The following is a 26,676-nucleotide window of genomic DNA, read 5'->3' as shown; positions in this document are numbered from 1 at the left end:
TGATTACAAAAACTGTAAGAAAATAAATTTTTCTTTTAATCATACATAACACGATAAAAGTTTTTTTTCTACTTTTTTTTACTTTTATTCTTTGTGTTTTCAACCAAAAGCAATTAGTATCTATTAATAAAATTATGGAGCCAGAACATTTAATGTCCTTCGTGCAGACATTGTTCGAAAATATAACGGTAAACCTCTCTTCCGAGAGGATTCCAATTCTGGAGCCCTCTTGGAAGAGAGGCAGGGTTTCCAATTTTGTATACGATGAAAGTAATTGTTATCTCAGACATTCACGGGAATCTGGAAGCGCTGAATAAGGTATTGGAATATACTGGCAAGCTTGAGGGAGATAAACGTTTTGTCTGCCTCGGTGATACTGTTGGTTATGGCCCAAACCCGGCTGAGTGTTTCAAAATAGTTGAATCACTCACAGACCAAATATGCCTTGGTAATCACGAAGATTCTGTCTTGAACACAAATTACGATTACCAGATAACAGAGTACGCACTAGAAGCAATCAGATGGACAAGAGGTGTTCTAGACAAAGAGATAAAAAAGGCAACTACTAAGTTACCCTTTCAGATAGAGGAAAACGATATATTATATTCACACGCAACACCCGACCAGCCAATGCTATGGAGATATATTTCCAATGCCCGCAAAGCGTATTCAAGCCTGATCGAGATGAATCACGCTCTATGCTTTGTCGGGCATTCACACAGGCCTGGGATATATTCTTATCGTCAACTACAGAGGAACAGCAAAAAAGCAACATTGTCAAAAGATGATAAAACTATAGTCAACGTCGGAAGTGTTGGGCAACCACGTGATGGCTCTCCACTACTGTCATTCGCTATATTCGATGATAAGGACTGGAATATTGAGATAATCAGGTTAGAATACGACTATCAAAAAACAATGGAAAAAATTAAGAAAGCCAATTTGCCATTGTTCCTTGCTGAGAGGCTTGCAAGAGGTGTATAGGCTATAATGTTTAGTTCAATCTGAAAGATTGAACCAGCGAAGATGTATTCATCCGGGCGGAAACGAGAATGACAGGTTTGCCATTTTTTCTTACATTCATCCCTGTTAATCCTGCAAGCCCCGTCAAAAACATCCCCTGGCTAAGCTTTCACAAACCTTTTACCCGAAAGCTGCTTTACCAGCTTCTTCACTTCCAATATCATTAATATACTTGCTACGTTTGATGACTGTAAACCAGATTTATTAGTAATGTCGTCTATAGCTACTGGTGTGCTTGAAAGGAGTGAAAAGACCTTGTTTTCCTGTGAATTCAGTGTAAGGCTTCTAATGTCCACAACTTTTTCACTGTCCTTTATGTGTATAGACTCTGCAAGCGGACCCAGCTCCTCTACAATGTCACTTATGTCCTCAACAAGCTTAGCACCATCTTTGATAAGCTTATTGGTACCCCTGCTGTAATTGCTATCTATATTACCAGGAACCGCGAAAACCTCTTTTCCATGCTCAAGCGCCCATTTTGCCGTAATGGATGATCCGCTCCTGAGTGTAGATTCTACCACCAGAACTCCAAGTGACAATCCACTGATTATCCTGTTTCGTGGAGGAAAATTACGATTATTGGGTGGTGTGCTCATTGGTAATTCCGAAATCACCGCGCCATGAGATGCTATTTTTTCGGAAAGATCTTTATTTTCACTTGGGTAAATTACTCCAAGACCACTACCCAGCACAGCTATCGTCCTGCCATTTCCCTTAATTGCCCCTATATGAGCGTTAGTATCGACACCTCTTGCCATTCCACTTACAACACAAAATCCAACCTGTGCCAACTGCCGCGCAAACCTTTCCGCCTGTGTTCGTCCATAATAACTGCACCTGCGAGCACCAACCACAGCAATGGCAAGCGTATCACTCTTTTTTATATCTCCTTTTATATAAAGCAGAATAGGCGGGTCATAGATCTGTTTGAGGTTTTGAGGGAATTGATCGCTTGAGAAAGGGACTATCTTTACATTATTCTTTTCTGCCAGTTTAATCTCTTTATCAATATCAGCCTCCTTTGAACCGGTTACAATCTTTGCAGCTATTTTTGGCCCTATACCGGGGATTTTTTCCAATCTGCTTTTTGGACAATCCAATATTGACTTGACTGAGCCAAGATGCTCTATAAGCCGGCGGTAGGTTATCGTACCTATACCGCTTATCATATTTAATCGAAGGAGACCTTCAAAATGATCCATGATTAATACCTTATTCCACTCGCTAATGCCTAATCTTAAATTAGCCATTGATTTTGTGATAAATCATCAATCCCGGAAGATTAACGCTATAGTTCGGAGTTCAAAGTTTAAGCTATCATTAGTTTAAATAGGAATTTTCATTTTAACTGCACATATTGCAATGAGATGCAATTTTGTATAAACTACTTAGGGTTCGTTTGGAAAACGTGGCCTACGTCAATATATTACGAGTCCGCCAGTAGGGAGCTGATTCAATTATTTACAAAGACTTGATTAATCCGCTCAGCATATGCGCAACACCATACCGCATTTCGTTAATCAGATATAAGAGCATTCAGAATAGTCTGTTCAGTTACACTATCATCAATTATGACATTTCCAATTCTGGTAGGAAGAACAAATCTCAGTTTTCCGGCAATCGTCTTTTTGTCCTGATATAGTTTCCTTACAATATCATGAGGGTCCAATTCAGTATCTTTCAAGCTTAATCCTAATTTCGAGAACAGCGACACCTGCCTTTTTAATACAGTCTCATCCGCAAGACCCATTTCTATGGCTATCTTGCTCACATATATCATACCCATGGCGACAGCATCCCCATGTCTATATTTCTTGTATGATGTCAGGGCCTCCAATGCATGCCCGATTGTATGACCGTAATTTAAAATAGCCCTGATTCCCTGTTCCGTCTCATCAAGCTCGACAACCTGTGCCTTGGTTTTGCACGAATTGTATACAATTTCCTCTAAAGCATCGGAATCAAGATTCAGAATTTGCGAAAGATGCTTATCTATGTATTCAAAAAAAGTTGCATCTTTAATCATTCCATATTTCATTACCTCAACCATACCTGCAGTAATTTCTGCCTTTGGCAGTGTACGGAGGGTCTCAGTATCTATGATGACAGCTTTGGGCTGATAAAAGCAGCCGATCATGTTTTTTCCTCTCGGATGGTTTACGGCGACCTTGCCTCCAACACTGCTGTCAACCTGAGCCAGCAGTGTAGTAGGCACCTGGACAAATGGAATGCCCCTCATAAACGTCGCGGCAACAAAACCGGCCAGATCACCCAGTACTCCGCCTCCTAACGCGACTATGAGTGATTTCCTGTCCATCTCATGGTCAAACAGATGTTCGTACAACTCCTCCGCCTTTGCCAGAGTCTTCTGTTCTTCCCCAAGAGCCAATGAAACCAGCTTGACATCAAATTTACATTCAGATAGGCTATCGAGAACAATTTTTCCGTAAAGCGGCTCTACAATATTGTCCGTTACAACAATAGCTTTCCGTGGACTGATTACTTTTGATATAAGTGTACCAACCTGATCGAGGATACCCTTATCAACGATTATATTGTAGCTGTCCTTACCGAGATCAACTAATATTTCTTTCATGATGGTAACGTTGTAAATTATGTTGATTTTTTTGTCAAGTAAAAAGAGAGGATTCTATGAAACAAAACGTTTTTAATTCCTATAAACAGGCACAAGAGTTCTTATTACAGACCATAGATTACGAGAAACTTACACAGTATAAATACGATACTTCCACATTTGACCTCAACAGGATGGAAGAGATGATGTCATCTGTGGGAAATCCTCATAAAAAGAGAAAAGCGGTTCATATAACAGGAACCAAAGGCAAGGGATCAACGGCCATAATCATTGCCTCTGCTTTGCAATCGCTTGGCCTGAAAGTGGGCCTTTTTACTTCACCCCATCTTGTATATCTGGGTGAAAGATTCAAAGTGAATGACAAAATGATTTCAGAAGAGGTGTTTGTACAATTAATAAATATGCTCAAACCGTATATCGATCGAATAATGCTTGAAAACCCCATTCTTATGCCGACGTTCTTTGAAATAGTCACTGCAATAGCTTTTCTCTTCTTCGAAAGAGAGAAAACGGACATATCGGTTCTGGAAGTCGGACTTGGTGGAAGGCTTGACTCAACAAATATTATTTTACCTGAAGTTTCTATCATAACTCCTGTTGGATATGACCATACAGACAGACTGGGAGAGACTTTAGACAAGATCGCATATGAAAAATCAGGGATAATCAAAGAGGGTGTCCCCGTTGTCTCATCAATACAGGAACCTGAAGCTCAAGCCGTTATCTCAAACACATGCTTAGACAAAAAATCACGATTGTATATCGTCGGAGATGATATATTGATAAATAATGTTAAAGTGGCCAAGAGAAAAGGGGTTTATGGCACAGAGTGTGAAATAAAGACAGAGAACAATATCTACAAAAACATCTTTTTACCCATTATCGGACGGCATCAAGCAGAGAACTGTGCTTCAGTCATAGGAGCCCTGGAGGTTTTATCTGAAACCGGTATAATACAAGCTGAGAATAAAATAGTAATAAATGCGCTGGAAAATGTCAGGTGCCCGGCAAGGATTGAGGTAATATCAGAAAACCCGTTAATAGTACTGGACACAGCACATACCGTCGCATCAATGAAAATATTGAGGGAATCAATACAGGAAAACTTCTCTTACAATAAAATAGTTTTAGTAATAGGCTTATCTGAAGACAAGGACATTGAAGGTGTTTTAAAAGAGATAATATGTATCGCTGACATTTTAATTCTTACAAGAACGGGCAACCCTCGCGAAGCAGAGCCTGAACAGATGGCTATTAAGGCAAAACGTTTCTCTCAGAACAATCTAATGGTAATTGAAGATATCGATGAAGCATTGAAAGAGGCCCGGAGAATTGCAGAGAGAGACGACCTGATCTGTATAACCGGATCTTTCTTTTTGGCTGGCAAAGTGAAAGAAAGTTATTAATTTCTTATTGTATCAAGTGCTGCTATAACCTGTCCTCGTACAGATTGTCAATAAGTAACCACAACCTCATGAGCAATTCCTTACAACCATCTTTTTCACACAAATTTTGTCATACCAGAATTCCTTTATCTGGTATCCAGATGGCTCGTTTTAATCTATATTCCAGCTTAAAGCATGCCGCCCGAATAGCTACCCGTCCCCGTCATAACAGCCCTGTCGGGCTGGCGAACGGATTGCCGGCGGGAATGACAGTTTTAGAATATTAGTTTTGTAATATGCAAAAACCTGACCTGATGACGCTGGATTTTACCATGATTAATAATAGAAATCCCTGGACAATCTAACGAATAACACTCACGGCTCCAATATCTCTGATGCCTTTTTCAGGTTTGAAACCCAGAAAATTCCTATGGAGGTTCCCTCACCGGGTGGGACGCTGACATACGCATATTCAATGTTTATCTTTGCTTTAGAAAGCTGCCTTGTGATCTCTGCCAGGGTCCCCGGTTTATGTGACATTTCAAGTGATAATACTTCTGTTTCAATAACATTAAGCCCTGAATCGGCAAGCTTTTTTACCGCGTGCTCATGATCATCAACTACCATTCGAATAAGGCCCGAATCTATTGTATCTAGGACAGACATCGCTAAAATATTTATATCTTTACCGGCCAGATCAGAACATACGTTTGACAGTGCTCCAGGATTGTTTTCAAGAAGAATTGTTAGTTGTTTTACGATTGGCATTTCATCTCGCTCCTTATTGATGTTAGAATTCTTATTATTTTTTTTGTGAAGCTTTGTAACTAATGACAAGCCCCGCTCCTACGGGCCTCCCTTTCATCAACCAATTGCCTGTTCCCTGTTTCTTTGCCCAATCAAAATCTACAAAGGCGCTGCCAAAAGATTCAAAATATCTGTCAGTTTCAATATCTTTATACCTGGCATAAATTATTGCGTCAGCGCCCACCTTTACCGCCTGGTCCCTCATGCTCTTATTTATAATCTTCTCTGTTAATGTATCTTTCCCAAAAACGAAAACGACTCCAATTCTCTCATAAACCGAATCAGAACCTCCCGATGATATCGGAATCACAACGCTATCGCTCCTTTGTGGATACTCGTTACTGGATATCCTGGCAAAATTCGTACTCATACAACCAACAGAAAACAGTACAAGCACAAGAAATACCAGTATATATTTATTAGTTTTCATTTATCACCAGGCCTTATTAAAAGCCAACTATCTACAAACATTTATTCGCTACAGCTTATTTACTATCTATCTAAAAGAAATATTACCGGTGTGTAGAAACCAGAATCAGAAACCACTCTAACTGCACAAATTATTTTATTTTTGAAAAATCCACTACATGCTTCTCGTCCCCAAAATTCTTTAAAACCAAAATTGTAGCTTTTTCCTCAAGATTGAGTTTTGTATACAAAAAACTTACTGAATAGAAAACTACGTGGTTTTTTACACCTTTCCTCTCAAGATTAGGTCTCACCATTTTTACAGGTTCAATTTCTCTTCCATTCTGGCTCATTTTAATCTTGAAAACATCTTCACCGCCTCTATAACTGATTGTAAGCACGTCTGACCCCATCATCCCCAAAGCGTCTTGTTTTGTTAAAGTCTTTCTTGCCTTTCTCGTCATAGCTGACACTACGGCAAGGTTAACCAGTTTGGTTTTTATCAGACCACCGCCATAATTTGGCCAGTTACCAAAGATTGCAGCTTTTACAAGATCAGTCTCAAATATCTTCTTACCCGGATTTGATTCGCCAAGTTTAATTGTATCATTTATTCGTTCTTCAATCGGATTTAATTCAATGCCATAAGAGACACCAGAAAAAGTAACACATATAATCAAACCCAGTAAGTATATGAAATAACTTACACTCTTCTTCATCCTTCCTCAAACCCTCCTTTCAATAATATTTTGTCACAGAAAAAAACATTAAATACGTAGATTTATAAAGTACAAAATAATATTAAAGAAGTGTATCACTTTGATAATATACTGTCAACAAATGATGTTAGAATATATACTTAGAAATTCTTAGAGACGCTACATGCAACTTGACTTTATGTATCAAATAAAATAGAATCTTAGACGGGGTAATAATTTGATCACAAGAAGAGGATTTATAAAGACAAGCATTACAGGTACTTGCGCACTATGCACAGGCTACTTACCGTTCGTATCTACAATTAATGCTTCAGGTCAGTCAAAGGAAGAGTTTTCGGCAAAAGAGGCAATGTACTATAAGCAACTTCCTGAGATGCGTGTAGAGTGCGAACTCTGTCCCAGAGGTTGTAAGGTCGCTGATCTTGAAAGAGGTTATTGCGGTGTGAGGGAAAACCAAGATGGTAAATACTATACTCTGGTCCATTCCCGCGTATGTTCTTTAAACGCTGATCCCATTGAAAAGAAACCGTTGTTCCACTACCTGCCTGGTACAAAAGCATATTCGATTGCGACAGCAGGATGTAATATAGAGTGTAAATTTTGCCAGAATTGGCAAATATCCCAATTCCGTCCAGAGCAGATAGAGAGCATTAAAATCACACCTGAAGAAGTGGTAAAATTCTCCCGAGAGCGAAAATGTGATACTATCGCTTACACATATTCCGAACCCGTGGTTTTCTATGAATATATGTATGATACCGCCAGAATCGGAAAGCAGGAAGGCGTTGGGAGTGTTATGATTTCTAACGGATACATAAAGAAAGAACCTCTGGTGAAATTATGCAGGGAATTGAGTGCTGTCAAAATAGATTTTAAAGCGTTTACAGAAAAATTCTATAAAGAAACCTGTAGTGGTGAGTTGAAGCCTGTACTTGAAACTCTCATCACATTAAAAGAGACAGGCATATGGTTCGAAGTTGTAATGCTCATGGTACCAACACTGAATGACAGCGAAAAAGAGCTCAGGGATATGTGCAAATGGATAAATAAAAACCTTGGTCCTGATGTTCCAATCCACTTCACACGCTTTCACCCTACATACAAGATAATGAACCTTCCCCCTACCCCTACAAAGACATTGGAAAAGGCGAGAAATATAGCGCTGGAAGCGGGTTTGAACTTTCCTTATACCGGCAATGTACCGGGTCATCCCGGAGAGAGTACGTACTGTCCCGGCTGTAAGAAAACAGTCATTAAAAGAGTAGGATACCATATTCTTCAGAATTCCCTGAATGGGAATGAATGCGGAAACTGTAAACATCCGATACCTGGAGTCTGGCAAAGTGCGGATTAGCCGCAACCAAATTTAAAGTGACTTAAGTGAACTAAAGTGCCTTAAGTTATAAAAACTATAATGTAGGTTAAAAAGAAAAAAAACATGTTCACTAACTTTAGTCTCTTTAAACTTTAGCTCACTTCAAACCTCTTAACAACCTGTTACCATGATTGAATTTCTTATAACATTAGCTAAAAATATCTTCAGTGTTTTTTTGAATATCCTCCCGATCCTGGTTGTTGTTACATCCTTTCAGCTATTTGTTATTAAGCAGCCATTTCCGGACCTTGCCGCTACTATCTCAGGCATGATCTTTGTTTTAGTCGGGTTGTTCCTCTTTATTCAGGGCCTGGAGATTGGATTATTTCCACTTGGTGAAAAGATGGCCTTCCAGTTTTCTGCCAAGGGGAACATCTGGTGGCTACTCATTTTTGGATTTACAATCGGTTTTTCCACTACGATTGCTGAACCTGCCCTTATAGCAGTTTCAAAAAAAGCCGGTGAAATAGCGGCTGAGGCAAATGCCATTAAACACACAAGTAAATCCATAGCGAACTATGCGTTAGGGCTTCGAATAACTGTTGCATTTTCAGTTGGGTTAGCAATTTCCATAGGGGTTTTTCGTATAGTTAAAGGCTGGCCAATCCAGTGGTTCATTATCATAGGATATATTGGTGTTGCTATTATTACAGCCTTTGCACCTGAAGAAATTGTTGGAATAGCTTATGATTCCGGAGGTGTTACAACATCAACAATTACCGTGCCTTTAGTCGCGGCTCTTGGTGTAGGCCTTGCTTCCTGCATAAGAGGAAGAAATCCCATAGTAGATGGTTTTGGACTGATAGCCTTTGCAAGCTTGACCCCCATATTTTTTGTAATGCTATACGGGTTTATTATTTATTGATTATTTATTTTTTTACAATAACACAAACAGATGGAACTATTATACCACTCAGCGAAAGTGCTGCTTGGCACACTGAAGGATGTACTTCCGATTATAGGAGTAATTGTCTTCTTTCAGTTGGTCATTATCAGAAAAAAAATTGATCGTCCGGGTCGATTAATTTATGGGTTCTGCCTGGTAATTGTAGGTTTGGCTATATTTATGATCGGGTTGGAAGAAGGGCTTTTTCCTCTTGGAGAGACTATGTCGAGGCAATTGACCAATTTCTATTTTCTGGCTAAGGGAAACGCTGCCATTCTTAAAGAGATCGACAGAACCCAAACTGTACATCCTACACTATATTTCTGGACGTATCTATTCGCCTTCTGCATCGGTTTTTCTACAACGATAGCAGAACCTGCTCTGATAGCAGTAGCCCTCAAGGCTAAGGATGTTTCAACGGGAGCCATATCACCATGGGGACTTCGTCTGGCAGTAGCATTTGGTGTGGCAATCGGCATCTCACTCGGTTGCTACAGGATCGTTACCGGCTCCCCCCTTCATTGGTATATTGTAGCAGGGTACCTGGTTGTCGTCTGCCTGACATACTTTGCCCCTAAGATGATTATTCCGTTGGCTTATGATTCCGGAGGGGTTACCACATCTACCGTGACCGTGCCGCTTGTCGCGGCTCTCGGGATTGGTCTGGCGTCTAACGTACCCGGACGTTCTGTCATTGTTGACGCTTTTGGACTTATAGCCTTCGCATCTCTATTCCCGATTATAACGGTACTTGGTTATGGTATAACATCAGAATGGATTGTAAAAAGGAGCAGGAGAGTAAAAGTATAGACACTCATTTCACCAAGTTTAAATCGCCATCGCGGCGAAAGGCTTGACTTCGAGTCTGCTCAGGATGACGTCTTTCTAAGCAAAGTCGAAGTGTTATAACATTGAAGTTCATAAACACAAATTTAGAGTGATTACATTTAATTTATTTTTTTATGAAGGAGAAATATATGCGTTTTAAAGTAATAATAGCAATGGTTGAACAGGAACATCAGGATGCGGTTATATCATCGGCAAAAGAGGCGGGAGCTACAGGCGTTACCATACTCAATGCCAGAGGAGAAGGCATTCGTGAACAAAAAACCTTTTTTGGTCTGCAAATGGACCAGCAACGTGAAGTTCTTCTGTTTATCGTAGAGGACTTCCACGCAAACTCTATCATGGATGCCATATACGAATCCGGCAAATTTAAGACAGGACGTGGTATGGCATTCTCCTGGACTGTTGACCGGGTCATCGGAACAGAGAGTCAGATGGAGGCCCTTGAAAAGGCAGCACAGGAAAAATATATTTAAAACAGAGAAAGCAAGGAGAAAGAAATGATAGAACGAGTTAGAGACGTTATGTATTCGTATGTAGTTAATATTCATGGAATTACAAAGGTATCTGACGCGCTGACCATAATGAAGGATGAAAACATTCAAACTATACTGGTTAGGCCTCGGAATGATGAAGATGTGTATGGTCTTATTACACTGAGAGACATAGCAACAAAGATTCTTGCGGCAGGAAAACGTCTGGAGGATGTCCACGCTTATGAAATCATGTCTAAACCGGTTTTAACAGTTGACGCGAACATGCCGGTCCATTACGCCGCTCGCTATCTTACAAACTTCAATGTATCCTGGGCACCGGTTATGGAAAATTGTGAACTGGTTGGTATGGTGTCCCTGATGGGAATGGTCTGGAAAGGAAGGGAACTGTAAACCAGTCAAAAGGCGTGTATAAAAACGCACCATCCAGGAATACCATTTTTTTGCAGGTTGGGACTTACAAACCCGATATAATCATTGATACTGTGAGGTCCAGGAAGCGGTGTTCGACAATAGATGGCTTTTCTTTCCACTCTGCGGTAAACTATTTTTCAGTTTTTCCTCTTCTGACAGTAAAGATGCAGGAAGAAAAGCAGGCTCATCAGATTCAGCGCTGCTATTATTATACATGAGCCGGATATGCCGAATAGAGGGATGAAAATCACACCTGTAAACAGCGCCCCGATAAATGCGCCCGCATGATCTGCGCTGTCAATCGTACCTGCGGTTACCCCCAACTCCCCTTTATGCATTAGGTACAGCTTGCCTCCTATCGGAAATTCCAGACCCACAAGCACACCGGTTATACCTACCAGTATCATGAATCGATACTCAGAATCAATTAACATAGAAGAGAATTGATCCAGGACAAAAGGCATGATGCAGGCAAATATAACGATAACGGATTCTATTAAAATGAAAATCTTTATCCAGTTCATCTCTTTCTGCCTACCAAAATCAATATGAGTTTCTTTGTGGTTCCGTGTCTTAGAATCAAAAAAATATTGCATAATGTTTAATTTGTTAAGAATATTCCCTGATGTGCTTTGTATTATCAATCTGTTGCTGATCCCACCTCCCAGAGCCAGACCAGACATAAACACCGCAATAATGAGCCCTATGTTCTCATAAAGATATCCATAAATATTTTGAAAAGCAAATATCAGTATAATTTCAAGTGCCATTCCGGCAAATCCGGTTGTTGCAATTGCGACTATACTGTTGAATCTCAACTGAACATCAGGACCACATCTGAAAGCAGAAACATATGCAAACCGGCAGACAATGAATACAAAGACAGGAATCAGAAATGTTAATAGATGACTTGCCTTGAGCCATTGAAGAACACCTCCCAATTTACTGCCGGTAAGCTTGTCCCATAACATGATATTTAAGAAATAGGTAACAGGTCTTGTATCGGTGTTCACTCTGAGTCCTTTTCTCTTCTCAATTTCGCTGGCAACAAACGCAACTCTCTCTGGAGGCAGAAGAGTCTCAAATATGTACTCAGAAAAATATTCAGATTTGATACCGCGCTTAACATAACGTTTAGATAATGTCCCAATATCGAATGTGACGGTGTCGTATGAATTGCTCGCAAAATAGTAATTAATCTGTCCCGGAGAGATGATTACACGGGGGAATACGCTACGCAGAGACTGGTAAATAGAGCCGGTATAATTACCCACCTCTTCTCCGAAGTAATTAACCGCAGACGATATCTCTATCGCAAATACACCGTTGTCCGCGAGTATATCGATCCCCTCCTGAAAAAACTGTACGGTATAAAACCGGTTAAGGAATGCCGTAGATGGGTCCGGCACATTTACAAATATTAAATCATATTTCTTCCTGCCACTTGTTCTCTTAACATAATATCTCCCGTCCGCGTGAATTATTTTTACCCTTTTATCTGACAAAACCTCTTTCTCTTCGGAAGGTAAATATTTCTTTGTTGATTCTATCAATGCGGGATCCAGTTCAATATAATCTAACTCATCAATCGGGTGTTTCAGCATCTCCCGGACCAAGCCACCCAATCCACCACCTATCAACAATACTCTCTTCGGATCAGGATGCTGCGTCATTACCAGGTGAGCAATCTGGGCATTCTCATATTCATCGGGAAAAGAGAAATTAAACTGACCGTTTCCAAACACACTGTATTGGCCATCTCTCACACCAACTACAATATTCTCATACCGTGAATCAGTTGATTCCAGAAGTTTTATATCAGGGTTTGAAGAGTTCCACCTTACATTGATAAAATAATTATCGACTCTGCTGACTACACTCGATACCAGTAAAATGAAAATAATAACAAAGAGTGAAAGAGAAGCAAAAGCTGCTGCTTTCTTAAATATTCCTTTATCGAAAAGCAGAAGGAGCAGGAATATATTCAAAAACAGAATACAATTGAAAATCAGTGTTATCGTTAATGGCGGGAACCTGGTAACAAGCACGAAAGTAAATAGAAGACCGCCTATGAGACTGCCAATGGCTTCCAGAATATATACAAAACCGATGTCGGAAGCGGAATCACGTGTAAACCCCCTGATCACCTTACAGCCTAAGGGAAAAATTAATCCAATAGTGAAGCTGAATGGAGTGATGATACATATTGACGAAATCAGCAATGACAACAGAGGAATGTACTGACCTGGCGGCACATTGAGGATAAGCCTTAATACCCTGATTAAGATCAATTCCAGAGGAAGCATCAGACACATCAGTACCAGCACAACAATAAAAGGAGACAGGCGAACCTTAAGTCTGTTTGTAATCCTTCCCCCTGTTGCCGCACCAGACGTAATACCAAGGAACCAGGTACCAAGGATAATTGCAATACATAGTTCGCTTCCAAAGAAAACAACAAGAAACTCCCGAATTATTAATATCTGAGCAATCGTCGCATAACATCCGACAAATACCATAGAAAACAAAATGTAAGACCGCGCCATGTTTTCACGAATCATCTCTTTCTCCGAGTATTGCATCCTCACTATCGTGAGGACTCCAGTTCAGAATTCTGAATTCCTTGCGAGTGCAAGGAAAAAAAATAGACTCCTTATGAAAATAAGGATATTCTCCTCTCGTCCCCAGACAAAAAGCACCGAGGACTTTCCCCGGTCATAAGCTACCGATGGCTTTTTGAGAAGATTTCAAAAAGAAGACATTTTTTTGACTTTCGTGAGGACTCCGGTGTCAAACTAACATCTTTCCCGGATTCTTTATTTCTTTCGAACATCCAGAATACCAGATATTATTTTAATATATTACGCATGTCATTTAAAATTACAAAAAAAGATTAATCTTTTTTTTATCTTCACCGATAATAAATTTGTAATAGACATACAGGTATCAGGACTTATAACACTATTCAGGAAAGCATTTGTACCGCCTACTCCAATAACTACGATTTTTTTGGTACAATTAAGGCAGGCGCCTCAGATTGGATATCCAAACCATGTAATCTTCAGGAACTGGACGCAAAAGTTGAGCGTATCAGGAGAGAACAAAAGAAGCTCAGAGAACTGTCAAAAAAAACCGTTGGAGCAAATCAAAACTGAGACGGAACATCTCCTCAAAAGTATGAGGTCTGTGATCCAGGACCAGGATGGAGGTTACATTCCAAAACGCACAAAGCAACGAACTGATTTTCCGGAAATTATTGGAGATTCTGATAAAATCAATGAAGTCCTTAAACTCGTTCGGTTGGTATCAAAGACAAAATCATCAGTCCTTATTACCGGAGAGAGTGGGACCGGGAAGGAGTTCATTGCAAGATCGATTCACCAACTGTGCAGCAGGACCAGCTTCCCTTTTGTCCCTATAAACTGTGGCGTTCTCAAAGAGACACTCCTTGAGAGCGAACTTTTTTGCCATGAACGAGTGGCCGTCACTGAGGCATCTACAGAAAACATGGATTGGTAGAAGAAACAGAAGGGGGTACATTATTTCTTGATGAAATAGTTGAGACAACGCCACAATTACAGGAAAACTACTCCGAGTCCTGCAGCAAGGCGAATTCAGACGCGTCGGGTCATCAAAGTGTAAACACGCTGATATTAGAATAATCGCCACTACTAACATATCACTGGAAGACAATGTACACAATCGTACGTTTCGAGAAGATCTCTACTATCGTCTGAACCAATTCCGTATTATACTCCCTCCTCTGAGAGATCGGATTGACGATCTGCTCCTACTGAGTCAATATTTTCTGGAAAAAGCGAGTACAGAATTCTCCAAAGAATTAGTAGGGTTTTCCTCTGAAGTGATAGAGAAATTTCTGTAATATGCCTGGCCTGGAAACAGGTGTGAATTGAAAAATATGGTTATTCAGGCAGTTATTCTGGCCACCACACCAACTATTGAAATCTGTGATATACCAACACTCATCGACAGGCTACACAAACATCACAAGGGATCAGTTTCTTTCAGGAGCAACCTTGGGTACTAACTCCAGACTCCTGTAACTAATATTATCATTGAATTTTATGCAGAGTTATGTATCTTAATCCCCTTCCTTAAATACTTTCCAATGGTAATCGAGATCTGGAATAGACAACTGCGCTATATTCCGTTATATTTGAGTTTCTGGAGTCAGGCATTGAATTCCCTCCGCCGTCTTCGCATAGGAATAGAAGACCAATGCATCTTTCGTTTCCACCCGGAGAGAGGGTGTGCGTCACGGGAGTTCATTTCATAGTGTAGTCGCCTACCATACAGCCTGCACCAACCTCCCTTTTTTATTCAATACAATATGTCGGTCGCGTAAAAAACACTCCAAAAAAATTGATAATTTTTTTCGAGAAAAACCAGTAGTTCTTTGTGGGAGTTGCTATATACATTTTCTTGGAGAATTAAAAGAGGGGGGGAGCGGTTCTCATTCCCTTTAGTTGGGGGGGGGGAGGGCCCATCACCAAACGGATATCTCAGTATGGTTCATCACGATGAAAAGTGAACGAGTGAGTATTCCATCCAAAAAAACAATTCCTTAAAGGGCTTGTTACCTTTTACGGTGGTTCAACGGGAGGGGTCTCAGCGAGTCCATTAGCAGGTGTTCAGAACATCATCTGTATTAGCCACAAAAATACAAAAGCTCAACGTTGGTGATGGGGGAGCAAAGATCAATCCAAAGTCCAGTAATCTTCAGGAACTGGACGCAAAAGTTGAGCGTATCAGGAGAGAACAAAAGAAGCTCAGAGAACTGTCAAAAAAAACCGTTGGAGCAAATCAAAACTGAGACGGAACATCTCCTCAAAAGTATGAGGTCTGTGATCCAGGACCAGGATGGAGGTTACATTCCAAAACGCACAAAGCAACGAACTGATTTTCCGGAAATTATTGGAGATTCTGATAAAATCAATGAAGTCCTTAAACTCGTTCGGTTGGTATCAAAGACAAAATCATCAGTCCTTATTACCGGAGAGAGTGGGACCGGGAAGGAGTTCATTGCAAGATCGATTCACCAACTGTGCAGCAGGACCAGCTTCCCTTTTGTCCCTATAAACTGTGGCGTTCTCAAAGAGACACTCCTTGAGAGCGAACTTTTTTGCCATGAACGAGTGGCCGTCACTGAGGCATCTACAGAAAACATGGATTGGTAGAAGAAACAGAAGGGGGTACATTATTTCTTGATGAAATAGTTGAGACAACGCCACAATTACAGGAAAACTACTCCGAGTCCTGCAGCAAGGCGAATTCAGACGCGTCGGGTCATCAAAGTGTAAACACGCTGATATTAGAATAATCGCCACTACTAACATATCACTGGAAGACAATGTACACAATCGTACGTTTCGAGAAGATCTCTACTATCGTCTGAACCAATTCCGTATTATACTCCCTCCTCTGAGAGATCGGATTGACGATCTGCTCCTACTGAGTCAATATTTTCTGGAAAAAGCGAGTACAGAATTCTCCAAAGAATTAGTAGGGTTTTCCTCTGAAGTGATAGAGAAATTTCTGTAATATGCCTGGCCTGGAAACAGGTGTGAATTGAAAAATATGGTTATTCAGGCAGTTATTCTGGCCACCACACCAACTATTGAAATCTGTGATATACCAACACTCATCGACAGGCTACACAAACATCACAAGGGATCAGTTTCTTTCAGGAGCAACCTTGGGTACTAACTCCAGACTCCTGTAACTAATATTATCATTGAATTTTATGCAGAGTTATGTATCTTAATCCCCTTCCTTAAATACTTTCCAATGGTAATATACAATGCTGGAAGTACGAACAATGTCAGCAAAGTGCAAGTAGTTACACCACCAATTACCACTGTAGCAAGTGGTCGTTGAACTTCGGCTCCAACACCGGTTGAAATAGCCATTGGTATAAAACCTGCCGCATCAGTGATTGCCGTTGCCATTACAGGAAGTAAACGTTGTCTGGCTGCTACCTTAACAGCTTCATCTAAAACAAGACCCTCCTTTCTTAACATCCTGATAGTGGATACCAAAATCTGACCGTTAAGAACGGCAATACCACTCAAAGCAATAAAACCAACAGCCGCGCTTACACTGAAAGGCAAATCTCTTCCCCATAGAGCAAAAACACCACCTATAAACGCAAAGGGAATCCCTGTATAAATAATAAATACATCAACAAGATTTTTCAGACTGAAGAACAGCATTAAAAATATTAGTAATAGTGCTATTGGTACAACAATCATAAAGCGTATTCTGGAGCGTTCAAGATGTTCAAATTGACCTCCCCACTCGATTACATATCCTTCAGGCAAATCCAATTCGTCCTCAATACGAGCTTGTGCATCTTGCACAAAAGAGGCTATATCCCTGTCCCTGACATTGCATTGTACCTTTATTAAACGACGCCCCCATTCACGATTTATGGTTGAATAATCTTCTGTTTCTCTGATTTCAGCTAAATTACGAAGTGGCAAGATTTGTCCAGATTCAGTGGGGATCAGTGTGTTCGCCAGGGCATTGACATCTGTGCGCTGTTTTTCCGGCAACCTGACTACAAGTGGAAATCTCCTCTGTCCTTCAAAGATATCGCCGATCTGATGAACGCCAACTGTTTTAATAAGATTAAGCACGTTGCTTGCCGCAATACCGTGTCTTGCAATCTGATCCTGGTTTACCAATACCTGAAGGGTAGGCTGTCCGGTAATCTGCTCTCCGGCGATATCTGAAACTCCTTTGACGCTCTGGAGAATTTCCTGCACCCTGTTGCTGAGCCAAACCAGTTCTTCAAAGTTGTCCCCATAAATCTTAATACCCACGTCTGATCTTATGCCGGAGACCATCTCATTCATGCGCATTTCAATGGGTTGAGTAAAAATCATATTTACACCAGGCAGGTCTTCAAGTTCTTTTTCCATTTGATTGATCAGCTCTGCCTGAGTTCCTGCGCGTTTCCATTGGTCTCTGGGATTAAGCGAGATAAAAATATCTGTAAGTTCTATGCCCATTGGATCTGTAGCAACTTCGGCTGTTCCAATACGACTCCATACATCTTTGATTTCGTCTGGAAAAAGTTCAAGAAGGAGTTTTTCAATGCGGGTGTTGTAGGCAGCAGCCTCCTCTATTGATACTCCAGCCAGTCGTATAGTGTTAATGACGATTGAACCTTCTTTCAGTTTTGGTATAAACTCACCTCCCAACCTGGTTCCGATAAAGGCAGCTCCTATCAGCAAAAAAAATACAGTGCAGAATAGTACATATTTCCACCCGAGAATCTTGGTAAGCGCGGCAATATAACCCCTTTTTAAGATGCGCTCTATAAAACTCTCTTTTTCCCTTGGTTTTCTCGGTAAAAAATAATATGACAATATGGGCGAGAGAAATATTGCAATTCCCAGAGCCCCCATCATTGCAAAGATAAATGTCCATGCCATTGGCCTGAACATCTTGCCTTCAATACCTTCCAGCGTTAAGATAGGGAGAAAGACGATTATGATAATACCCATGCCGAAAACAATGGGACGGATAACCTCTTTGCCGGATTCAGATATGCTCTGAATACGTTCCATATTTGTTAATGGCCTTCCCAAATGCCGTTGTTTCTCGTTTAATGTTCGCATATTTATTTCTGTCATTACAACAGAACCGTCAACGATAATACCAAAGTCAATAGCCCCCATACTTAACAGACTGGCAGCTATAGAAAATTCATACATGCCGAACATGGCAAAAAGCATTGAAATTGGAATTGCGATTGCGACAAGCAAACCAACTCGAAAATTACCCAATATCAGGAATAATACAAAAACTACAAGTATTGCCCCATAAACCAGATTATACTTTACGGTGCTGATTACCTTAAATATAAGATCAGTGCGATCGTAAACAATTTCCACCTTTACATCCTCTGGCAGGGACTTACGAACATCCTCAAGGCTCTTCTTTAATCCTTCAGTTACCTTTTTGCTATTTTCACCCATTAAAGCGAAACCAAGTCCCAGAACAACCTCACCTTTACCCTGAGCAGTTACTGCTCCTCTTCGAATTTCATGTCCAATTATTACATCTGCCACGTCATTGATGTAAACCGGAGCACCTTTGTATGCTTTCACTACGATATTTCCTATCTGTTCGATTGTTGTCACCCTGCCCACACCATGCACGAGCAGGGATTGCCCTGCTGATACAACCCGACCACCACCCACGTTATTATTATTTTGAACAAGTGTTTCAAACACATTGCTAAGCGTTAGATTGTATTTAACCAGAGAGTCAGGAGAAACGATAACCTGGTATTGTCGTTCAAAACCGCCCCAGGAATTAACTTCCGCCACACCAGGTACCTTGCGAAGTTCTGGCTTTATAACCCAATCATGAAGGGTTCTGAGTTCATCAAGTGTCCTGTCAGGATTTGAAGATTTCAGAAGATAATGGAAAACCTCTCCAAGCCCCGTGGAGATGGGACCCAACTGCGGACGATCTATCCCTTCAGGCAGATCAACGCTGATGAGTCGTTCTATAATGAATTGACGGGCATCATAAATGTCAGTGTTGTCATCAAATGTTGCAACAACCTGAGACAGGCCAAACTTTGATATAGAGCGCACGTTAATAAGACCTGAAAAACCGGATATGGTTAGTTCAATTGGCAGTGTAATTTGTTGTTCAATTTCCGAGGGGTTAAGATTAGACGCAACTGTATTGATCTGAACCTGTACAGGAGTAGTGTCAGGAAATGCATCTATAGGTGTGTGCATAACAGCACGAACACTGATACCAATGAATACAGCAAATAGTATCAGGATAAGCATCCTGTTTTTAAGAGAGAATTCTATAATTCTATTCATGCACACAACCCTCCCCCAGACGAGACTTGAGGAATTCTGATTTTAATGTAAAACTACCTGTAACAACTACCTTTTCATGAATCGAGATTCCTTCAATAATCTCAATTTTTTCATCTTTTCTGCTACCAGGTACAACCCTGCGAATTTCATAAAGATCGTCCGATAGCTCAACAAACAGGAAAGACTTTTTATTGAACCGCTGTATAGACTCAACAGGCAAGTACAACACTTTGCTGAATTGTTCTGATAGAAGTGAAACCTGACCAAACATCCCATGTTTTAAAAGAGAATCGGGGTTTTTTACCATTGCGCGAGCCTTTAACATCCGGCTTTCTTCTTCTATGTTAGAAGCCAACCAGATTAAGTCCCCATGCAGTTTGATTTCTGGAAGACTATTAAAATCTGCTTCAATGGTATCTCCGACCTTGAAAGACGATAACATGTATTCCGGGATAGAAATTTCAAGCCACATTGTAGATAAATCTGCCAGTGAGAAAAGTGTATTACCTGGATCGGCTACTTCGCCTGTAACAGCACTTCTCTCAATAATCGTTCCTGAAAATGGGGCGCGGATAGGAAGAATAGAAGAACTTGACCTGGTTTCAACTATCTCTTTAACTTCTGCTTCTGTAAATCCGTAATTGAGAAGTTGTTGACGTCTTGTATTGGTGTTGTTTGTGGCCACCTGGTATTCTGCCTGCACTTCTTGATACTCACGTTGTGAAGATATTCTTTTTCCAAAAAGCCCTTTTTCCCGCTTATAAACTAACTCCTTTAACGTTTCGTTTGTCAGAGCAGTTAGATAATCTGCTTTTGCATTTGCGATTTCAGGAGAGGCAATCTCGACCAGGATATCATCTTTAGATACATATGCACCTATATCTACAAGAACTCTTCGAATGACTCCTGACGTTAAAGGTGTTATACGAGCAAGGTGATTCATGTTGTAGGTAATTTGACATAGAACACTATGAGTGGAAGAAGGTTTATCTTCATCCGGAAAAGCAGTAACCACACCTGCTTTTATTGCAGATTCTGTAGATTCCAGTCTGACCTTTAAGCCTTTGCCGGGTAACAGCGAATCTGTTAATTCAGGGTGGCATATACCACATTCCTGCTCAGACACTCTGTGTTCTTCACAATAAAGTTCTCCTGATGGTACTTCGCTCTTATTGGGTTTTAATTCAGGATGGCAAATATAACATTCGTCTTCATAAACATTATGTTGATTACACCACAATCGTTTTGGATTGCGACTGGTCTTTTCTTCTTTGCTGGCTGGCGTTGAACAGCAATTGGACATTTCTACCTGGTGTTTAGCAGGTGATTCATCCTTATTCTCAGTTTCTGAAGGAAGAACACTGCCTTTGTTGCTAATATTTGAACCTGACTCAGGATGGCAAATAAGGCATTCGTCTTCGTAAACACCGTGTTCATTACACCATAATCGATTTGGGTCTCGGACAACACTTTCCGTTTGCTTATTGTGAGCTTCATTTGCGTAACAGTTCATAGATTTAATTTGTATAAAAAGCAATGCTAAAAAAATAATCCCTGATAAATAAGACACACTGCTTATCAGACGTTGTTTGTTTTTCATTTTATTAATACCTGTATGAATAAATTTCAAATATAAAGATTGAAAAAAACTTAAATCTTTACAATTAAACGAATGGAGAACTATCTGCATATAAAGTGATGTTACCACCGCAGTTGACACTATCGTTAAACTGTATAATATTCCACTTGATATTGAGCAATTACCTTTTTTTTAATATTTATGCTCGCCGTGCTCTGTTAAGTTATGTCAGCAATATCCTTAAAAACTCATTGCATACTATTACTTAAGCTGCAAAAATAGTTTACTATTTGTGTAGATGTTCCATGGCTATATACACAATCATTGATAAACTATTTTGTGAGATTGGTAGTAGCTTAAAAAGGAAATCGCTTGAATAAAAATGGATTGACTAAAGAATTGATTGAGGGGGGCGAAACAGAGTTCTTGCAATCAGTCTTTTATAAAGAATATTTTCAGGTATTGAAAAAAGTTGGGATGAATTGCTGAAATGAAAAATAATACTAGGTGATAAATTTGTGTAAAGAGAGGAAAAAGTATAACAAACAGAGCATTGTTGGCAAGGCGCACCTGGAATTATTGGACAGTTATGCTCGTTACAAGAATTTGCACCTTCAGATGAATCAGAGCCTATTTCTACATCATTGCAACTATTTGTGCACGAAAAAACAACTTCCGGAAAAATTGTAATGCATAATATTAAGACTAAACATGTTTTGAACACGCTAACTCGATTTAACGTCATAGATGTAATAGTAAAATTCCGAAATATTTCTATACATACAACAAATTATCATAATAACCATAGTGCAAAAAATGTCAAGTGCCTTTTAAAACATAAAACAATGATTTAAAAATCTTTAAGATCATACATCTATTAAATACTAGATAAATAAAAAATGAAGGAGAGAGTATTTGCAGCAGTTAAACAATGGGTATGGTAATTTGCTCACCATACCCATTGTTAATTCTGACCACAAAATGGCCACTCCTTACAGGATTTCACCAGCTTCTACCTTTCGAAATGCATTGCTGGAGAATATGGGCGATACCGGAATCCCTTCGTCATCTTATTCCTCGGCACAAGCTCACACACTATAACCCATTGCTTGTAGAGTTAACATTCTTACTAAACAGCAGAATGTTTCACCAGGAGCTGATTAACTACATTGCCTGTCCTTCAACTTTTAACCGGTTTTTGAATTCAATCTCATAATTTGAGATTTCTGACGGATGAAGACCGATTATTATTTGTTCGAAAGGTTTAACTTCATTACTGTTTATATTCAGGACAGTAAAATCTGTCTCAAATTTTATTTCACCCTCCTGTCCTAATACTTTCAAACCAAATAATGCGTTCGAGATACTATTCCTTGAGTTATTCTTTATCTTCCCTTTTATGGTAGTTGAAGAACCGAATTCAGTAATGGATACATTTCCTAAATAAAAATCATTGCCGATAGGCTTAAATTCTTCGTCTTCATCCTGAGTCATTTTAACCATTTCAACTCTATTTTCTCTGGTAGACGGGTGATCCGGTTCTTTTTCCGCTTCCGTTGCTTCCGTTGCTTCCGTTGCTTCCGTTGCTACCGTTGCTTCCGTTGCTTCCGTTGCTTCCGTTGCTTCCGTTGTTTCCTTTGTTTCCTTTGTTTCCTTTGTTTCCTTTTTTATTTTAGTTTCTGCTATTTGCACCTTCTTTTCCTCTTGATAGGTAGTTAATTCGGTATCGTGAAATAAGATGACATATCGCGCAATGCTTTCTCTATCAACCCCGATTATTAATTCAACGAATTTCTGTGTACTCCCAATCCTTAAACCTGTTATGACGCTGTCAATGCTTTTCAGCAAGTTATCATCTTTATCATAAAGATTTATTTTAAAGCTGGAAACATTATAATCTTCGTTAGACTTGTTTATTATTTCACCGCTTATGTTTGTAGTTGTGTTAGTAGACCCCAAACGGACATTATTTATAAAAATGCTTTCTTCCGGTTTTGAAGGTATTCCGATATCAGATTTGTTAGTATCTGGTTTTTCTGTTCTGCTTTCCGTCTCATGCAATGTCACTGCCTTTTCTTCTAAACCGGTTGCTACAGTTTTCGGTTCTTTCTCTGATTCACTGTGTGTAGCTCTATCCTCAGGGACTTTTCTCATTGCCAATAGCATTTCTTCCTGTTTCTCCAGCCTCTTATTGATTTCATTAATAACTGCCGTTTGCTCATCTATTACCTTCATCAAGGTTTCTAATGGTTTTTGAGAGACATGATATATCTTTTCAATGGTAGTAACGCTAACTTCTAAATCCTCAACTTTCTTCTCCATCGCTGATGTCTTCTTATTTAATATATCTATTGTATTTTTAAAAGATTCTGCAATATTATTTGTCTCAAGAATCGAACCTGTTTTCTCTACCTTATCGATCCTTTCATTCACGGTTTTTATTAAATTATTTAGGTTATTATCAATTTTACTATTAAACTCCTGCTGTTGCTCTTTCTCTGTTCTTACAACTCTCTCAAGACTTGAAAGTCTTTCGTTAATTTTGTCAAATAGCTGATCCCATACCAACTGAGTCTTTTTGAAATCTCCAGATTTTTTTGGCTCTTCTGCAAAGCAGCTAATGCTAAACAGAAAAGCAGAGAACACACTAATAAATATAGATTTCTTCATAGGTAATACACTCCTTATAATTTGTTAACTGATGTTTAAAGCCCTACCCCTGATCAACGCATAAAGATTGTGCGAAAATCACAGACTGTCAATTGACAACAGAATATTTAATAATACATTAGCACTTTTTTCCACATCTGTCCAATGAGTCCACTCGTCAGAGGCATGGCTTATCCCATCGACACTGGGGACGAATATCATACTTGAAGGTGCAATCTTGCGAAAAACTGTGTATCATGCCCGGCACCAGTTGACATTAAAATATAATCGTAACTATTGAGCGTAATTATTCCCAGTCCTAATCTGGATACTATTATTTTGTACAAAAAATAAATTTTTATTGACAGGAAATACGCATGAAAACAGAAGGTCCAGGTAATCTCAATGGTTTCTGTTATTCCACCTTTTCAGACGTATGCATTAGCTTCTGGCGAGTTAATAGATGAAAGAGAGTACTTCCGCTTTACATTGGAATACTTTGCCATGATTATTATAAGGCTTATTATAAATATGGAAGTTTTCACGCACTATGCAATAGTCATCATTTAAGAGAACTGGAGAGAAGCTCTGAACAAGATAACCAAAACTGGAGCAAACTGATGAAAGCTTTGCTGTGTGAGATAAATAAGACAGTAAATACTGCGGGTGGTGAACTGGAAGAATCCTCTTCAAGACCCCTTATTTGACAATATCAGACGCTACCCATTGTAGTAATTAAACACCAGGTGCGCATGGATATTACTGGCCAGGTTGTCAGAGATGTGGCGTCGAGATATACTTACTTCAATTTTCATTTCTTGAGATGAAAAGCAGTAATTTTATGTTGTGTTTCTGCTTTTGTTAATAATCTTTGAACAATAGGTATTGTAAGATCTCTTTTCACACCAATATCTCCCGGGTTCTCTTGTACCAGATTCAAGTAGATTAATACAAATGCTGCCATAGCATCAATGGGCTGTGATAGTGTAGGATTTGTCTGCTCAGAGGTTTCAAAGAACTTAAACCGGCCTTTTCTCTCCCCATTTTCATCCGTATATAGTTCAATAATCGTATAGCTGCCTTTTACCGTTTTAGATAAAACCCCCTCAAACAAACCTATAAGCACTTCTTTCTGTGTGCCCAGATGTTCATAACCCCTTGCATAATTACCATGCGCATCTATTACACCTGCAATTGTGAACCATCCGGGAAATGATATTTTCTTAAAAATTTTCTTTATCACACCACCATATAATAATGGTTCTGCTATTTCGTTTTTCACAAGAAAGTAGAGCATAGGGATCTTTGCCATATAGCTGAATGATTTAATATCGGCTTTGTTGATTAAATATTTTATAAACTCTTTATTATTAATAGTATACTCACTGATTTTATGCCCAAGTTGTCTCCACTGTTCAATAATGTCTGATAGCTGTTGTTCAGGGATTTCCAGCATCTTTACTGTAGTTTGTCCATTTTCTTTGACGTTTAAATGTTCTGAGACCATACTCCCTGTCGATGTCTGTTCATTTTTAATTTTGGTTATTGCTGATTGAACTTCAGTAGATATTTTAGGTGCCGAGGCATATGCCTGCTTAGTATATATGTTAAACACAGGCAATAAAGATCCTGCCGGAATGATTGCAAGGCCAAGTGCAATAAGGATGATATAAAATGTTTTCTTTATTCTCTGCATATATAAACAAAGCCCCAGATACCCTTTCATGGATATCGGGGGCTTCTACGTTACCATTACAATAATATTTACAACATCTCTATATTAATTATTATGTACAACTCTCTTTCGATAGATTATGCAGTATAAAATATATGAGTATGCTTTATTATATATTTATATTTTGACAACATTTGAGGCCTTACTACCCTTTTCGCCCTGTTCGACGTCAAACTCAACCTGGTCTCCTTCTGAAAGGCTTTTAAAACCATCAGACTGGATTGCGGAATGGTGAACAAAGACATCTTCCCCATTCTCCGGAGTAATAAAACCAAACCCCTTTGAATCGTTAAACCACTTAACTGTTCCATTTTGCATACTGAAAATCACCCCCTTTATATAGTAAAAAGGTATAAAAATAAAAAAAGGCCACAAGATCGGAAACCTTGTAGCCTTTATATAAGCATATATATATTGAACGACGTAACAACCAACTAAATAAACGTTATCACACATTATTCATTAAAGCAAGAAAAAATAATGTACGTGAACAAATTAAAATCGAGAAATTATTGTTTTATAAATATAGCTTTTAAAATAATTTTCTTTAAAAACGTGTTTCAAATCATTTATTACATTAATAAAAAAGGTGAGATATGCCCCAGTTTCCTTGAAGACAAAAAATGCTATCTTTTCTTTTCTATTGAAACATTTTTAGTGCAGTAGTGTTTCAATATTAAAAGGGTTATTTTAGTTAGTTGTTGCTATATTTTACGTTTCAACATAGTTTATCTGGCATCGTAGAATCAATATTTTCTAATTATGGTAAAACATCGTTTTACTTTTTTATTATCCTGATAACATTGGATGTTAGAACAGGCTCGAATTATTTTAGACGCTCAATGACAAGGGACAGTGTGAACCTCGATATCAACATTCAATTTTTG

20 protein-coding genes and 5 pseudogenes are annotated in these 26,676 nt (G+C 39.2%); 14 read left to right on the top strand and 11 right to left on the bottom strand.

Features of this window, described 5'->3' with window-relative positions; translation table 11 throughout:
- Positions 1 to 264: 264 nt before the first annotated feature.
- Positions 265 to 984, top strand: coding sequence for a metallophosphoesterase family protein (locus SCALIN_RS20140; RefSeq protein ID WP_096896231.1), 720 nt, complete (start codon positions 265 to 267; stop codon positions 982 to 984).
- 140 nt (positions 985 to 1,124) lie between these two features.
- Here the strand turns inward: SCALIN_RS20140 and dprA are convergent, their stop codons facing one another.
- Positions 1,125 to 2,273, bottom strand: coding sequence for a DNA-processing protein DprA (gene dprA / locus SCALIN_RS20135; RefSeq protein ID WP_096896230.1), 1,149 nt, complete (start codon positions 2,271 to 2,273; stop codon positions 1,125 to 1,127).
- Positions 2,274 to 2,539: 266 nt separating this feature from the next.
- Positions 2,540 to 3,619, bottom strand: coding sequence for a 3-dehydroquinate synthase (aroB, locus tag SCALIN_RS20130; RefSeq protein WP_096896229.1), 1,080 nt, complete (start codon positions 3,617 to 3,619; stop codon positions 2,540 to 2,542).
- Between the two features lie 56 nt (positions 3,620 to 3,675).
- Here aroB and SCALIN_RS20125 point away from each other — a divergent pair, with 56 nt between their 5' ends.
- Positions 3,676 to 5,025 (top strand): bifunctional folylpolyglutamate synthase/dihydrofolate synthase, encoded by a 1,350-nt coding sequence (locus SCALIN_RS20125; RefSeq protein WP_096896228.1) that lies wholly within the window; start codon positions 3,676 to 3,678, stop codon positions 5,023 to 5,025.
- A 354-nt stretch (positions 5,026 to 5,379) separates the two neighbouring features.
- Here SCALIN_RS20125 and SCALIN_RS20120 read toward each other — a convergent pair whose 3' ends face one another.
- The 3 genes from SCALIN_RS20120 to SCALIN_RS20110 form a co-directional block, all read right to left on the bottom strand.
- Positions 5,380 to 5,772 (bottom strand): amino acid-binding protein, encoded by a 393-nt coding sequence (locus tag SCALIN_RS20120; protein ID WP_133112108.1) that lies wholly within the window; start codon positions 5,770 to 5,772, stop codon positions 5,380 to 5,382.
- A gap of 34 nt (positions 5,773 to 5,806) precedes the next feature.
- Positions 5,807 to 6,241, bottom strand: a complete 435-nt coding sequence (locus SCALIN_RS20115) for a hypothetical protein (RefSeq protein ID WP_096896226.1) — start codon at positions 6,239 to 6,241, stop codon at positions 5,807 to 5,809.
- Positions 6,242 to 6,371: 130 nt separating this feature from the next.
- Entirely contained in the window at positions 6,372 to 6,938 is a 567-nt protein-coding gene (locus tag SCALIN_RS20110) for a hypothetical protein (RefSeq protein ID WP_096896225.1), read from the bottom strand.
- 217 nt (positions 6,939 to 7,155) lie between these two features.
- Between SCALIN_RS20110 and amrS the strand changes: the two genes are divergently transcribed.
- From amrS to SCALIN_RS20085, 5 genes are all read left to right on the top strand, one after another.
- The gene (gene amrS, locus SCALIN_RS20105; protein ID WP_203415592.1) at positions 7,156 to 8,292 is read left to right on the top strand and encodes an AmmeMemoRadiSam system radical SAM enzyme; all 1,137 of its coding nucleotides are present in this window, start codon (positions 7,156 to 7,158) and stop codon (positions 8,290 to 8,292) included.
- Between the two features lie 148 nt (positions 8,293 to 8,440).
- Positions 8,441 to 9,178 carry a DUF1538 domain-containing protein gene (locus tag SCALIN_RS20100; RefSeq protein ID WP_096896224.1) on the top strand — a complete coding sequence of 246 codons (738 nt, stop codon included), beginning with the start codon at positions 8,441 to 8,443 and terminating at the stop codon, positions 9,176 to 9,178.
- Positions 9,179 to 9,208: 30 nt separating this feature from the next.
- On the top strand, positions 9,209 to 10,009 hold the full coding sequence (locus SCALIN_RS20095) for a DUF1538 domain-containing protein (RefSeq protein WP_096896223.1): 801 nt from the start codon (positions 9,209 to 9,211) through the stop codon (positions 10,007 to 10,009).
- A gap of 167 nt (positions 10,010 to 10,176) precedes the next feature.
- Positions 10,177 to 10,521: a P-II family nitrogen regulator gene (locus tag SCALIN_RS20090; RefSeq protein WP_096896222.1), complete on the top strand. Its 345-nt coding sequence runs from the start codon at positions 10,177 to 10,179 to the stop codon at positions 10,519 to 10,521.
- Positions 10,522 to 10,545: 24 nt separating this feature from the next.
- Positions 10,546 to 10,932, top strand: a complete 387-nt coding sequence (locus SCALIN_RS20085; RefSeq protein ID WP_096896221.1) for a CBS domain-containing protein — start codon at positions 10,546 to 10,548, stop codon at positions 10,930 to 10,932.
- Positions 10,933 to 11,090: 158 nt separating this feature from the next.
- Here SCALIN_RS20085 and SCALIN_RS20080 read toward each other — a convergent pair whose 3' ends face one another.
- Positions 11,091 to 13,514 (bottom strand): fused MFS/spermidine synthase, encoded by a 2,424-nt coding sequence (locus SCALIN_RS20080; RefSeq protein ID WP_162532437.1) that lies wholly within the window; start codon positions 13,512 to 13,514, stop codon positions 11,091 to 11,093.
- Positions 13,515 to 14,130: 616 nt separating this feature from the next.
- On the opposite strand from SCALIN_RS20080, the pseudogene SCALIN_RS24215 reads away from it, so the two are divergent.
- From SCALIN_RS24215 to SCALIN_RS24275, 5 genes and pseudogenes are all read left to right on the top strand, one after another.
- Positions 14,131 to 14,836 (top strand): annotated as a pseudogene (locus SCALIN_RS24215) (sigma 54-interacting transcriptional regulator).
- 12 nt (positions 14,837 to 14,848) lie between these two features.
- Positions 14,849 to 15,001 (top strand): annotated as a pseudogene (locus tag SCALIN_RS24280) (hypothetical protein); the annotation flags it as partial.
- Between the two features lie 600 nt (positions 15,002 to 15,601).
- Positions 15,602 to 15,787 carry a hypothetical protein gene (locus SCALIN_RS22460; RefSeq protein ID WP_162532436.1) on the top strand — a complete coding sequence of 62 codons (186 nt, stop codon included), beginning with the start codon at positions 15,602 to 15,604 and terminating at the stop codon, positions 15,785 to 15,787.
- A 22-nt stretch (positions 15,788 to 15,809) separates the two neighbouring features.
- A pseudogene (locus SCALIN_RS24210) lies at positions 15,810 to 16,515 on the top strand (sigma 54-interacting transcriptional regulator).
- A 12-nt stretch (positions 16,516 to 16,527) separates the two neighbouring features.
- Positions 16,528 to 16,680, top strand: a pseudogene (locus SCALIN_RS24275) (hypothetical protein); the annotation flags it as partial.
- 35 nt (positions 16,681 to 16,715) lie between these two features.
- Here SCALIN_RS24275 and SCALIN_RS20055 read toward each other — a convergent pair.
- A complete protein-coding gene (locus tag SCALIN_RS20055; protein ID WP_096896217.1) occupies positions 16,716 to 19,826 on the bottom strand; it encodes an efflux RND transporter permease subunit in 3,111 nt (1,036 codons plus the stop codon).
- A complete protein-coding gene (locus SCALIN_RS20050; protein ID WP_162532433.1) occupies positions 19,819 to 21,426 on the bottom strand; it encodes an efflux RND transporter periplasmic adaptor subunit in 1,608 nt (535 codons plus the stop codon). Before SCALIN_RS20050 ends, SCALIN_RS20055 begins: the two co-directional genes overlap by 8 nt.
- Before the next feature lie 894 nt (positions 21,427 to 22,320).
- Between SCALIN_RS20050 and SCALIN_RS21820 the strand changes: the two genes are divergently transcribed.
- Complete coding sequence (locus tag SCALIN_RS21820; protein WP_133112102.1) at positions 22,321 to 22,506, top strand: hypothetical protein; 186 nt, start codon at positions 22,321 to 22,323, stop codon at positions 22,504 to 22,506.
- A gap of 63 nt (positions 22,507 to 22,569) precedes the next feature.
- On the opposite strand, the gene SCALIN_RS23235 is transcribed toward SCALIN_RS21820, so the two are convergent.
- Positions 22,570 to 24,075 (bottom strand): hypothetical protein, encoded by a 1,506-nt coding sequence (locus SCALIN_RS23235; protein ID WP_133112100.1) that lies wholly within the window; start codon positions 24,073 to 24,075, stop codon positions 22,570 to 22,572.
- A gap of 452 nt (positions 24,076 to 24,527) precedes the next feature.
- Here SCALIN_RS23235 and SCALIN_RS20040 point away from each other — a divergent pair.
- A pseudogene (locus SCALIN_RS20040) lies at positions 24,528 to 24,731 on the top strand (IS66 family transposase); the annotation flags it as partial.
- Between the two features lie 134 nt (positions 24,732 to 24,865).
- On the opposite strand, the gene SCALIN_RS20035 reads toward SCALIN_RS20040, so the two are convergent.
- Positions 24,866 to 25,750: a hypothetical protein gene (locus SCALIN_RS20035; RefSeq protein ID WP_133112098.1), complete on the bottom strand. Its 885-nt coding sequence runs from the start codon at positions 25,748 to 25,750 to the stop codon at positions 24,866 to 24,868.
- Positions 25,751 to 25,906: 156 nt separating this feature from the next.
- Positions 25,907 to 26,107 (bottom strand): cold-shock protein, encoded by a 201-nt coding sequence (locus tag SCALIN_RS20030; RefSeq protein WP_096896238.1) that lies wholly within the window; start codon positions 26,105 to 26,107, stop codon positions 25,907 to 25,909.
- Between the last annotated feature and the right edge of the window lie 569 nt (positions 26,108 to 26,676).

This window comes from Candidatus Scalindua japonica, from assembly GCF_002443295.1.
GTDB classification, from domain to species: domain Bacteria; phylum Planctomycetota; class Brocadiia; order Brocadiales; family Scalinduaceae; genus Scalindua; species Scalindua japonica.
Note: the sequence above shows the minus strand (reverse complement) of the source record. Positions and strands in the feature narration are given on the sequence as shown.

What these genes read in the sequence shown, in the direction of transcription:
- SCALIN_RS20140 (WP_096896231.1), top strand. Translation starts at nt 265, where the DNA reads ATGAAAGTAATTGTTATCTCAGACATTCACGGGAATCTGGAAGCGCTG.
- dprA (WP_096896230.1), bottom strand. Translation starts at nt 2,273, where the DNA reads ATGGCTAATTTAAGATTAGGCATTAGCGAGTGGAATAAGGTATTAATC.
- aroB (WP_096896229.1), bottom strand. Translation starts at nt 3,619, where the DNA reads ATGAAAGAAATATTAGTTGATCTCGGTAAGGACAGCTACAATATAATC.
- SCALIN_RS20125 (WP_096896228.1), top strand. Translation starts at nt 3,676, where the DNA reads ATGAAACAAAACGTTTTTAATTCCTATAAACAGGCACAAGAGTTCTTA.
- SCALIN_RS20120 (WP_133112108.1), bottom strand. Translation starts at nt 5,772, where the DNA reads ATGCCAATCGTAAAACAACTAACAATTCTTCTTGAAAACAATCCTGGA.
- SCALIN_RS20115 (WP_096896226.1), bottom strand. Translation starts at nt 6,241, where the DNA reads ATGAAAACTAATAAATATATACTGGTATTTCTTGTGCTTGTACTGTTT.
- SCALIN_RS20110 (WP_096896225.1), bottom strand. Translation starts at nt 6,938, where the DNA reads ATGAAGAAGAGTGTAAGTTATTTCATATACTTACTGGGTTTGATTATA.
- SCALIN_RS20100 (WP_096896224.1), top strand. Translation starts at nt 8,441, where the DNA reads ATGATTGAATTTCTTATAACATTAGCTAAAAATATCTTCAGTGTTTTT.
- SCALIN_RS20095 (WP_096896223.1), top strand. Translation starts at nt 9,209, where the DNA reads ATGGAACTATTATACCACTCAGCGAAAGTGCTGCTTGGCACACTGAAG.
- SCALIN_RS20090 (WP_096896222.1), top strand. Translation starts at nt 10,177, where the DNA reads ATGCGTTTTAAAGTAATAATAGCAATGGTTGAACAGGAACATCAGGAT.
- SCALIN_RS20085 (WP_096896221.1), top strand. Translation starts at nt 10,546, where the DNA reads ATGATAGAACGAGTTAGAGACGTTATGTATTCGTATGTAGTTAATATT.
- SCALIN_RS20080 (WP_162532437.1), bottom strand. Translation starts at nt 13,514, where the DNA reads ATGATTCGTGAAAACATGGCGCGGTCTTACATTTTGTTTTCTATGGTA.
- SCALIN_RS20055 (WP_096896217.1), bottom strand. Translation starts at nt 19,826, where the DNA reads ATGAATAGAATTATAGAATTCTCTCTTAAAAACAGGATGCTTATCCTG.
- SCALIN_RS20050 (WP_162532433.1), bottom strand. Translation starts at nt 21,426, where the DNA reads ATGAAAAACAAACAACGTCTGATAAGCAGTGTGTCTTATTTATCAGGG.
- SCALIN_RS23235 (WP_133112100.1), bottom strand. Translation starts at nt 24,075, where the DNA reads ATGAAGAAATCTATATTTATTAGTGTGTTCTCTGCTTTTCTGTTTAGC.
- SCALIN_RS20035 (WP_133112098.1), bottom strand. Translation starts at nt 25,750, where the DNA reads ATGCAGAGAATAAAGAAAACATTTTATATCATCCTTATTGCACTTGGC.
- SCALIN_RS20030 (WP_096896238.1), bottom strand. Translation starts at nt 26,107, where the DNA reads ATGCAAAATGGAACAGTTAAGTGGTTTAACGATTCAAAGGGGTTTGGT.